Origin of the sequence: Algoriphagus machipongonensis (assembly GCF_000166275.1) — a bacterium.
Taxonomy (GTDB): domain Bacteria; phylum Bacteroidota; class Bacteroidia; order Cytophagales; family Cyclobacteriaceae; genus Algoriphagus; species Algoriphagus machipongonensis.
In genome coordinates, this window is the sequence record NZ_CM001023.1 from 2,803,795 (window position 1) to 2,816,831 (window position 13,037).

The 13,037-nt window shown below is 38.7% G+C and carries 9 protein-coding genes; 1 reads left to right on the plus strand and 8 read right to left on the minus strand.

The genetic code is table 11. The features are described 5' to 3' along the window. Positions 1-30: 30 nt before the first annotated feature. The 3 genes from thrS to ALPR1_RS11805 form a co-directional block, all read right to left on the minus strand. Positions 31-1,980, minus strand: coding sequence for a threonine--tRNA ligase (gene thrS / locus ALPR1_RS11795; protein ID WP_008200954.1), 1,950 nt, complete (start codon positions 1,978-1,980; stop codon positions 31-33). 108 nt (positions 1,981-2,088) lie between these two features. After that, the gene (locus ALPR1_RS11800) at positions 2,089-3,306 is read right to left on the minus strand and encodes a 6-bladed beta-propeller (RefSeq protein ID WP_008200957.1); all 1,218 of its coding nucleotides are present in this window, start codon (positions 3,304-3,306) and stop codon (positions 2,089-2,091) included. 42 nt (positions 3,307-3,348) lie between these two features. After that, the gene (locus ALPR1_RS11805) at positions 3,349-5,826 is read right to left on the minus strand and encodes a DUF5686 and carboxypeptidase-like regulatory domain-containing protein (protein ID WP_008200959.1); all 2,478 of its coding nucleotides are present in this window, start codon (positions 5,824-5,826) and stop codon (positions 3,349-3,351) included. A 164-nt stretch (positions 5,827-5,990) separates the two neighbouring features. Between ALPR1_RS11805 and lhgO the strand changes: the two genes are divergently transcribed. Continuing rightward, positions 5,991-7,193 carry an L-2-hydroxyglutarate oxidase gene (gene lhgO, locus ALPR1_RS11810; RefSeq protein ID WP_008200960.1) on the plus strand — a complete coding sequence of 401 codons (1,203 nt, stop codon included), beginning with the start codon at positions 5,991-5,993 and terminating at the stop codon, positions 7,191-7,193. Between the two features lies 1 nt (position 7,194). On the opposite strand, the gene ALPR1_RS11815 is transcribed toward lhgO, so the two are convergent. From ALPR1_RS11815 to ALPR1_RS11835, 5 genes are all read right to left on the minus strand, one after another. Beyond that, on the minus strand, positions 7,195-8,700 hold the full coding sequence (locus ALPR1_RS11815) for an FMN-binding glutamate synthase family protein (RefSeq protein ID WP_008200961.1): 1,506 nt from the start codon (positions 8,698-8,700) through the stop codon (positions 7,195-7,197). Between the two features lie 45 nt (positions 8,701-8,745). After that, on the minus strand, positions 8,746-9,711 hold the full coding sequence (locus ALPR1_RS11820; protein WP_008200962.1) for a YheT family hydrolase: 966 nt from the start codon (positions 9,709-9,711) through the stop codon (positions 8,746-8,748). Positions 9,712-9,844: 133 nt separating this feature from the next. Further along, a complete protein-coding gene (locus tag ALPR1_RS11825) occupies positions 9,845-10,192 on the minus strand; it encodes a hypothetical protein (RefSeq protein WP_008200963.1) in 348 nt (115 codons plus the stop codon). Continuing rightward, a complete protein-coding gene (locus tag ALPR1_RS11830; RefSeq protein ID WP_008200964.1) occupies positions 10,189-11,403 on the minus strand; it encodes a BaiN/RdsA family NAD(P)/FAD-dependent oxidoreductase in 1,215 nt (404 codons plus the stop codon). Before ALPR1_RS11830 ends, ALPR1_RS11825 begins: the two co-directional genes overlap by 4 nt. Before the next feature lie 34 nt (positions 11,404-11,437). After that, positions 11,438-12,976: a helicase HerA-like domain-containing protein gene (locus ALPR1_RS11835; protein ID WP_008200965.1), complete on the minus strand. Its 1,539-nt coding sequence runs from the start codon at positions 12,974-12,976 to the stop codon at positions 11,438-11,440. Between the last annotated feature and the right edge of the window lie 61 nt (positions 12,977-13,037).

Below are 13,037 nucleotides of genomic sequence, written 5' to 3' on the forward strand. Positions count from 1 at the left end.
TAAGAAAAATAGTATCAATTAATTAGTGTTTTATGACCTACTTAAAGACTCAGAAATAATTCCTTCAAAATAGTTTATAAACTCCTCTGGAGAGAAGTTACCTAGATCTCCTTGACCATGTTTTCTAACAGAAAGTTTACGCTCTTCTTTCTCTTTTTCTCCCACGATCAACATAAATGGTACTTTTTTAACCTCAGAGTCACGGATTTTTCTTCCAATTTTCTCATCTCGGTTATCTATTGAACCAGAAATTCCTGCTTCATCAAGAATCCCTTTGATTTCTTCGGCATAATCTACGAATTTCTCAGAAATTGGCAGAATATTTATTTGTTCTGGTGACAACCACAATGGGAAATTACCCGCACAGTGCTCGATTAATACCGCAACAAATCGTTCCAATGAACCAAACGGAGCTCGGTGAATCATCACCGGTCTATGCTTCTGATTATCCGATCCAATATATTCCAACTGGAACCTTTCAGGCAACTGATAATCCACCTGTATAGTTCCCAACTGCCATTTTCTACCCAAAGCATCCTTTACCATAAAGTCCAATTTAGGACCATAAAAGGCTGCTTCTCCAAGTTCAGTTACCGTATCCAAACCCTTTTCAGCGGCTGCTTCAATAATGGCTGATTCTGCTTTGTCCCAAGCTTCATCACCTCCAATGTATTTTTCGGGGTTTTCAGGATCTCTTAAAGAAATCTGTGCTGTAAAGTCATCAAAGCCTAAAGCCTTAAATACATACAGTACCAAATCAATTACCTTGATAAATTCTTCTTTAACCTGATCGGGTCTACAGAAAATATGTGCATCATCTTGAGTAAAGCCTCGAACACGGGTCAATCCATGTAATTCTCCACTTTGCTCATATCTATACACGGTTCCAAATTCTGCGTAGCGAATCGGTAACTCCTTATAGGAATGAGGCTTATGCTTATAAATCTCACAGTGATGAGGGCAGTTCATCGGTTTCAACAAAAACTCCTCCCCTTCATGTGGAGTAGTAATCGGTTGAAAAGAATCCTTACCATACTTCTCATAGTGACCCGAAGTTTCATACAAAACTTTATGACCAATATGTGGAGTAATCACTTGTTGATAGCCTGCTTTATCCTGTGCTTTCTTTAAGAAGTTGACTAAACGCTCACGCAATAAAGTTCCTTTTGGAAGCCATAATGGCAAGCCCATGCCTACTTTCTCTGAAAATGTAAAAAGCTCCAGCTCACGACCTAGTTTCCTATGGTCACGCTTTTTGGCTTCTTCGATCATCTCCAAATACTCTTTGAGCTCTTTGGCCTTCGGGAAAGTCACCCCATAAATACGGGTAAGCATTTTACGGTTTTCATCCCCTCTCCAATAAGCACCAGCAATATTGGTCAGCTTCACGGCCTTGATAAATCCTGTATTTGGGATATGTGGACCTCTACATAGGTCTACGAAATTTCCTTGCTCGTAAAAAGTGATGGAACCATCTTCCAGCCCTTCCAAAAGGTCTAACTTGTACTCATCCCCTTTTTCTTGGTAATAAGCTACAGCATCGCTCTTAGAAATATCTTTTCGGATATACTCATTCTTTTCTCTTGCAAGCTCCACCATTTTCTTCTCAATGGCTTCTAGCTCAGAACCATCCAAGGTTTTTTCTCCAAAATCCACATCGTAGTAAAAACCCGTTTCGATTGGCGGTCCTATACCAAATTTAATTCCCGGATGAAGCGCCTCTAAAGCTTCAGCTAAAAGGTGGGCTGAGGAATGCCAGAAAGTATTTTTTCCTTCTCCATCATTCCAGGTTAAAAGTTGAACATTTGCATCATCCTGAATGGGGCGAGTTGCATCCCAAACTTGATCATTGACTTTTGCGGCTAGAACGTTCCTGGCTAAACCCTCGCTGATACTGGCAGCAATCTGTAGACCGGTTGTTCCTTTTTCATACATTCTTTCGGAGCCATCCGGAAGAGTAATTTTAATTTGTTGTGACATGTGTAATTATTCTCTGCCCATACAAACAGGCAAATGGTTTAAGCTGCAAATATGCAAAGAGCACCTGCAAAGGAAAAATTTATGGGAAAGGAATCCTGAAAAGAACCCTTATTTCTTTGGAGTATAAATAATAAGCACCGGATTTTCGGAATTCTTGGCTTCAAATGCTGCTTGCGCAAAGTTTTTTCCTTTGCCTTTCACATACGCTTCGAAGTCTTCTTGGCCTAGCTCTTTCTTCTTTTTTTCTAAGATTTCATATAGATCTTTGCCAGAGATTTTTATTCCAACTTTATCCATTCCAAAATTGTAGGTAAACCCGAATGGATCAAATCCAGCATCTATATCATTCTCAATCGTTCTTCCTACTACACTCGTTTCACCGGTTTTTCTATTGTAAAACACATTATAACTTTCCTGTTCATACTTAAAACCAGAATGAAAAAGTGAACTGTTAATAAACCAAGCGTGTGGAATAAAATAAAGCTTTGCCTTCTTATTGATAAATTCCAATTCTTCTGGTGGAGATAGATTTACTTTATTACTTTTTAATTCATCGAGACTTTGTTTATAAGAACCATAATCTAAAAACAATTTAGGTTCAAATTGTCCCTCCGACAATTTCAAAATAGTATCATTAAATGGTCTTCCTAAATAGATCTCATCGCTAATTATAAAGTTATTTCTGCTAGGAAATCCTCCATAGTATCCATCCAATTCATAAGGAAAGTATCTTAATGTATCTTGGAAGGATTTGTTGACACTAGTAAGAAAATATTCTTCTGGACCTATAAATGGTGAATAAAAATAATAGCGAAGGTCTTTCTCCGAATATACCCCCGATCCAATATGTTGTTTAAGTTTTTCTTCTCTCAAAAAATCTCCATCCAAAGAAAACCACATCAATTTTGGAGGGTAAACTCCCATTAATAGCAATTCATTATTTACAATTTGAGCATCATCAAAATCTAGGTATTTTTCAGGCCCTTCCCCATAGGCTCGTATTTTTGTGAGGTATTGACCTGATTTATCAAAGATCTTGATACAATGGCAGCCAAAAATATCCAAGGTCAGGATTTTATCTTCATGAAAAATAATCTTGGGTAATCCACCGCTTAATTGGGCATCCTCTGAATCATCTTTTAGCCAGATATATTCGATTTCTGGCTCAAAAAATTCCGAAAGTTTCCCTTCTCTGGCTTCAGAGAGGTCTATTTTGATGATTTCCAGTCCTTCATTTGATTCTTTAATTTCACTTTTCTCAGACTTAGAACAAGAAAAGAGGGGGAGAATTAATACTAGCTGTAAAAAAAATGCAGATTTCTTCATCCTATAAAAATAGGTGAACCAGTAAATTATCCCAAAATTTAACTAAAGAATTATCTGAGCACTGATTTTTACCGCAAAAGGCTTGGCTTCAGGGCTATCCAGGTAGGTCATTCTGTGAAAGAAGTCAACTCTAAAAAACTTAAAAATATTTTCTATCCCATAACCCAATTCCACATAGGGTTTTTGAGGATCTAAGCGTCCAAAGGTCTCCAAAGGATTTCCATCTGGATCCATATCAGGCACATTGCTGATGTTCGCATCCCTGACCGAACCAAATAACACATTGGCATTTGCCACTCCTCTCCACTTTAATTTCTTAATCAATGGAATTTTATTCAGTAAGAACCCCTCAAAAAAGTGCCTATACCTCAAACTAACATACTGGTCCGAAGCAAACTCATTGAAGTTCATCGTGTTGAAAGCAGCCGTGGTATAAAAAAGTGTTTCATTTCCCAAATGATTCTTAAATATAGGATAAGGAACTTCTCCAAATATTTTTCCTGCGTCCAATTCATACCTGGAAACACCCAGCATCCCCATATTTAAGCGCTGATACAAGTAAAACTTCAGTTTATCATAACTCAAGTCTCCTCCAAGAGCATTAAAACCTCTGGCATAATCCACTTGTACAATAGGCCATTTTGCCGGACCAAAAGACACCCGCTCATTATCATTGATAATAATAATTTCATCTCTTCCGTAGCGAACAGAGAATCTGGCCTCAAGCGTCTCAAATTTGGATCTATAATCTCGTGTATCCTTGTCTAAGAAATAGAAATCATAAAGCGGATCAAACTTAGCATAAGTACCTGAAGCATTGAAAAGGAAGCCTTTGAAGATCTCCCTTTGAAAGTTTAATTTATGATTAGTTGTCAAATAGGGTCGTCTCAGAGTACCAAAGCGACTCGCTGCTAAGAATATACTATTTCCCTCCAAACTGGATATTTCCAATCCCACCTGATCGATTTCTTTTTGTGTGGAAATACTGACCGTAGACCAATGAACTCTATCCAATATTCTGGTCACAGAAGCCGAATATTTAAATCGATCATCCTTAAAACCATAGGCTCCATAGGCCTTTAACAACCATTTATTACTAAAATCAAGGTTGGTTCTAAAACCCATCCCCAGACGAACTCCTTCTACATTATTGTAATTAAAAAAGCCTGGCCAGGGTCCTACATCTACCTTTCCATGTTTTAAATAGCCTGTGGCAAAGAATTTCAATCCCTCAGAAAAAAAGCGAACAATCGGGATTTTTTTCAGTGTATCGACCATTTGAAGGACCGCAAGTTCCTCCGAACTCAAAGGGTCTTGTCGATTTTGTATCCAAAACTCTTCTGTTCCGGTATTGAAGTCCTCTTTTAAAACTACTGATTGGTTAAAAAAGGATGTTGGTTTGGCTTCTTCTAATCTGACACTATCTGAGGAAGTATAGAATTTCGCCAACATACCCGCCGTTTTCGGTGTTACCTGGCCAATTTTTATTAAAATCCTGCTCTTTTTTGGGATCAGAGGTCCTGCCGAAGTAGGTAATAACTCCTGTTGAATTTTAATCCTTTCCACAAAATTCAAGTTAACTTCCTTGGGTATGGTCAAGTCTACCTGCTTTAAAGCATAAGTTTCTTTATTGATCCATATCGTCCCAGCAAAGGCTAAATCCTGCTCTCTACGTGGATAAACCTGAAGTTTGTAGCAACTATCCTGACCAACTAAAACTGAATCCAGCAGGTCGTAATCGTAATAAGCTTTCCAACCTTCAGCAATTGGTGAAACAAAATCCTTTTCCAGGATAGTCAGCCAATTTTTGTAAAAGTTATATTCCTGAAAAACCGAACCTGTGATTTGTGATGTGGTGGATCCATCAGTAATCCCCACTCCTGTCACCCGAGATTTTTCTACTATTTCTTTTCTGAGCTCAGGGTTGTTTCGGTAATAAAATTTAGAAAGGGTTTCGGAGAAAAAAACCGGGAGGATTTTCTCGCCTTCATCATTGGTTAACTGCTTGATACTATCTAAAACTGAAGTCACTTTTTGCACTGATTTTCGCAGTGCAAATTCTTCAGAAACATGATCAATATCAATTTCTATTTTAGTATAATTGTTTGTCTCATAAGCCATTAAGCTCCGCTTATCAAAGTCTTCCTTCTTGGCTACGGCCTTTCTAATAATATCAAATGCCGGGTTTTCTCCAGCTTCAAAAACAAATGCCTCTAATTGTAAATCAGAAGGCCTCAATTGAAAATTGATGGTTTGCTCCGCTTGTTTTTCTAAGGGTTTAGCTAAGGTCAAATACCCTATATAACTTACCACAAGGCTATCCGAAAGTGATTTTACATTCAAGGAATAATTCCCTTCAAAATCAGTATTCATCCCTTGAGTGGTACCCTTAACTAGTACAGAAGCAAATGGAATTGGGTCACCTGTCTCAGCATCAGTCACTTTCCCTTCAATAATAAACTGAGCTGTAGCCTCTGTAAAACAGAAAAATGCAAAAATAAACAGAAAGGTTCGGGTCATAGGTTGGTTCTAGCCATCACAAAATCAGCTGCAAGATAAATCCAATGCTTGAGGTATTAAGCCCTACTCAGCTAAATTTTACTAATAAATCAGATTTTGATTCATACGAAGATTCATGAAAAAGGATTTTACGCTTGTATATTTGGGGTACAAAATTGAACAACATGATTTACGACATCATCATTGTAGGAGGTGGAATCGTAGGGCTTGCCACCGGCCTGAAAATTCAGCAATCAAATCCTGCATTGAAAATTGCCATTCTTGAAAAGGAAGATCAACTAGCCAAACACCAAACGGGTAATAATAGCGGAGTCATCCATTCGGGTCTCTATTATAAACCTGGATCCCTTAAAGCAACCAATTGCATTAATGGGTATCATGAGTTGGTTAAATTTTGTGAGGAGGAAAAAATCCCCTTTGAGATCACTGGCAAAGTTGTCGTGGCCACCAAAGAAGAACAAAAGCCATTGTTGAACAATCTCTTGGAAAGAGGTCTTCAAAATGGTTTGGAAGGAACCAGACCCATAAGCTTAGAAGAACTGAAGCAGTATGAACCACACTGTGTGGGAGTAGCTGCTATTCACGTTCCTCAAACAGGAATAGTCGATTATTTTCAGGTAGCGCTTGCCTATGGAAGAAAAATCATTCAACAAGATGGAGAGATTTTTTTAAATCATAAGGTATTAAGCTCTAGTAATTTAAATGGAATCAATTTAATTGAAACTTCAAAAGGAGAATTTCAATCTAAATTAGTAATTAATTGTGCTGGACTCTATTCTGATAAGGTCGCTCAGATGAATGAAAGCGAGCCATTGGATGTTAAAATCATTCCTTTCAGAGGAGAATACTACAAGCTTAAAGAGGAGAAAGAATACTTGGTTAAAAACCTTATTTACCCTGTTCCTGATCCGAATTTTCCATTTCTAGGCGTGCACTTTACACGCATGATGAAAGGAGGAGTAGAAGCAGGCCCCAATGCTGTATTGGCTTTTCGAAGAGAAGGATATAAGAAATCTCAAATCAATCTATCGGAATTAGCAGAAAGTTTGGCTTGGCCAGGATTTCAAAAAGTTGCTGCCAAATATTGGAAAACAGGCTTTGGAGAGATGTATAGATCCTTTTCCAAAGCATCCTTTACCAAAGCTCTTCAGGAACTTATCCCAGAAATTCAAGAATCAGATTTGACTGATGGCGGTGCAGGTGTCAGAGCCCAAGCTTGCGACAGAACAGGGGGTTTATTGGATGACTTTGCTATACGTGAATCAGCTCATGCCATAAACGTTCTAAATGCCCCTTCTCCAGCGGCAACAAGCTCACTTTCCATTGGAGGAACTGTTGCTGAAATGGCCTTAAAGCGTTTTTCTTAAGTTACACCTGAGTATTCACAGTATCAGGGAAATATCGGTTGGCAAGCTTCACCATTTCATCCCCTTTGACGAGATCATGTATACTGATTTCCTCGGTATGTGTATGGCCTGTTGCTCCGAGTAATTCCTGAACAGCATGGACGGTATTTTTATGGAAATTATAGACTCTTTCGGCCTTATCGGTAACCACTAAGCCTTTGACTAAATTTCCCTTTTGGGTGGCAACTCCTGTAGGGCATTCATTGGTATTACAGCGCAACGCCTGAATACATCCCAAGCTAAACATAAAACCTCTGGCGGAATTACAAATATCGGCTCCCATGGCTATATTTTTAATAATGGAAAAAGCTGAGATGGCTTTACCCGAGGCGATCACTTTGATATGCTCTCTCAGGTGATATTTTTCAAGAGTACCATTGACAAAAATCAATGCGGGTTCCAAAGGTAAGCCTACACTATCAGAAAACTCCAAAGGTGCTGCTCCTGTTCCTCCTTCGGCCCCATCCACCGTGATGAAATCAGGCCAAATATGAAGTGCCACCATTTCTTTACAGAGATTCACAAATTCCTCTGTTCTACCCACGCATAGTTTAAATCCTATGGGCTTTCCGCCAGAAAGTTCTCTAAGCTTCCCTACAAATTCTACCAGGCCTTTGGGACCATCAAAAGCGGTATGTGCTGGAGGAGATAAAATGGTAGTCCCTTGTTCCACACCTCTGATCTCTGCGATTTCGGCTGTATTCTTTACTCCTGGAAGCACACCACCATGCCCTGGTTTAGCACCTTGCGAGAGTTTGATTTCTATCATTTTTACCTCAGGCCACCTAGATTTTTCTTTAAACTTTTCCTCATCAAAGTTCCCATGCTGATCCCTGCAGCCAAAGTAACCAGTCCCGATTTGCCAAACCAAATCACCCCCTCCATCTCTATGGTGATGACTAATTCCTCCTTCACCTGTATTATGATAAAAATTCCCTTTTTTTGCCCCTTTGCTCAAAGCTAAAATGGCATTAGAGCTCAAGGAACCAAAGCTCATAGCTGAAATATTAAATATGGAGGCCGAATAAGGATGTTTACAAGCTTCACTTCCTATGGTAATTCTAGGCTCTTCTTTTAGAGGCTGAACAGCATATATTGAATGTCTCAAAGCCATGTAATTTTCCCCGTCTATATCCCTTTGTGTTCCAAAGGGGTGAGTATCATTGACGCTTTTAGCTCTTCTATAAACCAAGGACCTTAAGTTTCTACTAAAAGGTCTTCCATCCGTATTACTCTCAATAAAATATTGCTGGATTTCTGGAGAAATTGCTTCAAACATGTATCTGAAATGCCCAACGATTGGGAAATTACGGAGAATCGCATGTTTCTTTTGAAGGATATCGTACAAGCCAATCAGAAAAAACACCAATAATATTCCCAAAAATATATATCCCAGTCCCCAGAAATATATGGATAGCGCTGTCAGGGAAATTAATAGGAATGCACTTGCTAAAAATAGGGTCCTCATCGACTAGATTAATTTGATTAATGCTTAAAACTAATAATTCCCCAATTAGTTTTCACTAGTAAGGAACTCCAAAAGCCGATATTCAGCCCAAGTAAATTCATGGCCTCTCCATGCAAAGCCCGTATGACCTCCTCTTTTGGGCATTTCCAGATAAATCTGCGATTTCCTCTCAGCCAATTCTATGGGGTAACATTCAGGCCCTAATAATGGATCATTTAAGGCATTAATTATCAAGGTAGGGACATGGATATCCTCCATCCAATTATCGGCACTTACTGTTTGATAAAAGTCAGAAGCATCCTTAAAACCATGAATTTTAGCGGTAAACTGGGTATCAAAAGCATCAAAATCTTCCACGGACTCCAGTAGGTTTAAATCCACTAGCTCAGGGAATTGTACCGCTTTTAAAGCCATCTTTTTCTTCAGCTTTCCTAGAAATCTCTTTTTATAAAAAATATTAGATTTCAATTTTAAAGTAGCAGCACTGGAAGGCAAATTACAAGGTGTAGAATAGACCGCTGCTTTTTTTATTTTTTCAGAAATCCTCTCCCCTTTTTCACCCAGATATTTGAGCGTCTGGGCACCTCCCATACTGATACCAGAAAGGTAAATTTCTTGATAATCATCATTTTTGAGAACAAAATCCACCACAGCCTCTAAATCATACGATGCGCCATGATGATATAAAATGGGAAGATTATTGATCTCGCCCCCACAGGTTCTATTGTTCCAAACCAAAACATCGATTTGATTTTGGTTAAACAGCTTAACCAAACCTCTGGCATAATGCCTTTCGGAGTCTCCTTCTAATCCATGGGAAATGATCAAGAGCTTTGAACTCCCTACTTTGGACCAATCTAAATTTAAAAAATCACCATCTGGCGTATCGATCTTTTGACGCTGGTAATTCACTCCTTCCACCTTCCTAAATAAACTCGGGATAATGGTCTCTAAATGGCCATTTATTAAAAATGCTGGGGGGCCAGGATAAGTAGAGGGTATTATTGGCATAAGAATAGAATTTATTCTTTTACGGAAAGTTCATATTGAGTTAACCCCGGCAGAAAATTTACCAGCTACTTTTGGCATCATCTTCATAAGGTAATTTTTGGGGAAATCGGAGTGGCAAGTGCTGCTCCTTTTTTTATTCCAGCAATAACTTGGTGTTTGCTATCGCATCTTCCAATGAATTGTTGAATTTTTCTAAATGTGCGTAAAACTCATGATTAAAGCCTACCGACTCTATGATCTCTTTTCCAAGCTGCAACTCATCTATAAGCGTCTGAAATTCAAACATCATCAAGGTAGGTTTCACCTTATGGCGTATCTGTTGAATCTTTAAGTCGTCCTTCTCATTGGCACCTTGAGAATAAACTTCTTTTAACTCAATCAAGCCATTATAAATCGCCTGAGTCAATTCCTTGTAAAAATCCTCGTCTCCCTCTGCAATTTCAAGTATTTTTTGCTTTAAATCTGCGTACAATTGAATCATAGGCTGTTTTGTTTGGATGACACACCGGCAAGATATCCGGTAGACCAAGCAGCTTGGAAGTTAAATCCTCCTGTGATGCCATCAACATTTAAGATTTCTCCAGCAAAGTATAAGTTCGGGTGATAAATACTTTCCATGGTATTGGCATTGACCTCGTTAAGGGGAATTCCGCCAGCTGTGACAAATTCCTCTTTAAAGGTTGTTTTACCTTTCATGGTCAAAATATAGCAAAAAAGATTCTGTACCAATTTATTAATCTGCTTTTTACCTAAATGATTGTACGTCTGATCCGATTTTATCTCTGATTTTTCGCATAAATGCTCCCATAATCGCCCCGGAATGTCAAAAAGGGTGTTTTTTTGAACCATCCTATGCGGATGGTTAAGTGCATAACTTTTTAGATGATCCAAATAGCTAATTTCATTGAAATTCACATTCCAATTGATGATTGCCTTGGCCTGATACTGCTGTTCATATAGCCAATTCGCACCGAAGGCTGAAAGTTTCAACACTGCTGGCCCTGATATCCCCCAATGTGTAATCAACAAAGGTCCTTGATAATTTAATTTAGTACCCTCAATCTTGACATGCGCCATAGGCATAGACACTCCCATCAGTTTCAAAATAGGTTCTTGAGGCGTATTAAAAGTGAATAAGGATGGAATGGGTGAGGCTATGGTATGTTTTAAGCCTTTTAAAAATCCATATCCCTCAACCTTAGGATGACCTCCTCCAGCGACGATTAGTTTATCCATCGCAAAATTTCCTTTGTCAGAAATTAATAGAAAACCACTTCCCTTGACCTGGATACTTTGAATGCCGTTACTTTTTAGAATTTGAATGCCCAACTTATTGGCCTCCTTCAGAAGTGCATCTATAATAGACTGTGAATTATCAGACACCGGAAACATGCGTCCGTCCTGCTCAATCTTTAAGGGAACTGAACGAGATTCAAACCATTGAATGGTGTCTTCGCTCTTAAAGTGTCGAAAAACCTTCTTAAGAAACTTTTCACCTCGGGGGTAATTTTTCACCAATTTGGAAATTTCCATGGGACGGTGAGTTACATTACATCTCCCGCCTCCGGATATTTTTACTTTTGATAATAGCTTGGGTGACTTCTCAAATATAGTAACTGTATTGCCTTGCTGGCTTGCCTGAATAGCAGCAAAAAAACCTGCAGCTCCCCCACCTATTACTCCAATATTCAAACCTTATAACTCATTTATTTACAGACTTTTATTACTATCTTCTTCTACCAGTAAACGAACCTAGTATACCTCTGGTCAATTCCCTAAATATAGTCCGCCCTAATTGTCTGACCATCGTGTTTTTACTGAGCTCTTCAAACAAAGATGCTTCTTCTTTAACCCTGGTTCTAGGTTTAGGAATATTGGGTTTTGGTAAGGTGGATTTTTCTTGTGCTTTCTCTACTTCCTGAAGTTTTTGCTCCAGCATCTCAAAAGCACTTTCCTTGTCAATATCCTCATTGTATTTTGGCACCAAAACAGATTGATTCACCAGGGCATCTATTTCTGATTTTGATAGAATATCCATTCTACTAATTGGAGCCCGAATTAAGGTATGTGCCAAAGGCGTGGGAATCCCCTTTTCATTTAATGCAGTTACCAAAGCCTCTCCAATTCCCATCTGCGTAAGAACTTCAGCAGTATCGTAGAAATCAGAAATAGGGTAATTTTCTGCTGTTTTCTTAATTGCTCTTCGATCCTTTGCAGTAAAGGCTCTTAAAGCATGCTGGACCTTCAAGCCCAATTGACCTAAAATACTTTCAGGAACATCCGTGGGTGTTTGGGTACAAAAATAGACTCCTACGCCCTTGGAACGGATTAATTTGACGATAGCTTCGATCTTTTCCAGTAAATCCTTTGAAGCGGTAGAGAACACCAAATGGGCCTCATCAATAAACAAACAGAGCTTGGGTTGATCGGAATCTCCTTGCTCAGGAAAGGTCTCATAAATCTCCGAAAGTAAACTCAACATAAAGGTTGAAAATAACTTAGGAGTACTTTGAATGTCAGTCAATCTAATCACTGATATCACACCTTTTCCATCCTCTTGTCTTACAAAGTCCTGAACATCAAAAGATCTCTCACCAAAAAAGCGTTCTGCTCCTTGTTGCTCAAGTTCGATGATCTTTCTCATGATCGTGTTTACCGAAGAGGAAGAAACTTGTCCATATTCCTTCTTAATCAGCTCTTTTCCTTCATTGGTAATGAATTGAAGGACTCTTTTTAAATCCTTTAGGTCCACCAAAGGCAAATGCTTTGTATCGCAATACCTAAAAATCAAGGCTATGATCCCTTGCTGTGTATCATTTAGATCAAGAATTTGAGAAATAAGAACGGGACCAAATTCGGAAACAGTGGCTTTTAACTTCACTCCTTTCTCATCCGAGATGGACATAAGCTCTACCGGAAGTCCCATAGGGTTATAATCCACTCCGATAACATCCGATCTATTTTGAATAAAGTCATTGAGTTCCCCGGGTTGAGCCAAGCCAGAAAGGTCACCTTTTAAATCCATTAGTACGGAAGGAACCCCTTTGAGAGAAAGCTGTTCGGCAATTACCTGAAGTGTTTTTGTCTTCCCTGTACCTGTAGCACCTGCGATTAAGCCATGCCTATTCATAGTTTTTAAAGGAACTTTTATTTGGGCATTTTGAATAGGTTCTCCTTCCAAAACTCCAGTTCCCATGATAATAAAATCCTTTTTATAGGTCTGACCCTCAATTAATTGACTCTTGAATGCTTCAGTGTTACTCATAGTGGAAAAGATTAGAATTCTAAACTACAAAAAAAACCTTATTGCCAGGGGCAAAAAGGTT

Excerpts from the sequence above, each read along its gene's own strand:
- lhgO (WP_008200960.1), top strand. The coding sequence starts at position 5,991 with ATGATTTACGACATCATCATTGTAGGAGGTGGAATCGTAGGGCTTGCC.
- ALPR1_RS11815 (WP_008200961.1), bottom strand. The coding sequence starts at position 8,700 with ATGAGGACCCTATTTTTAGCAAGTGCATTCCTATTAATTTCCCTGACA.
- ALPR1_RS11825 (WP_008200963.1), bottom strand. The coding sequence starts at position 10,192 with ATGATTCAATTGTACGCAGATTTAAAGCAAAAAATACTTGAAATTGCA.
- ALPR1_RS11820 (WP_008200962.1), bottom strand. The coding sequence starts at position 9,711 with ATGCCAATAATACCCTCTACTTATCCTGGCCCCCCAGCATTTTTAATA.
- ALPR1_RS11835 (WP_008200965.1), bottom strand. The coding sequence starts at position 12,976 with ATGAGTAACACTGAAGCATTCAAGAGTCAATTAATTGAGGGTCAGACC.
- thrS (WP_008200954.1), bottom strand. The coding sequence starts at position 1,980 with ATGTCACAACAAATTAAAATTACTCTTCCGGATGGCTCCGAAAGAATG.
- ALPR1_RS11805 (WP_008200959.1), bottom strand. The coding sequence starts at position 5,826 with ATGACCCGAACCTTTCTGTTTATTTTTGCATTTTTCTGTTTTACAGAG.
- ALPR1_RS11800 (WP_008200957.1), bottom strand. The coding sequence starts at position 3,306 with ATGAAGAAATCTGCATTTTTTTTACAGCTAGTATTAATTCTCCCCCTC.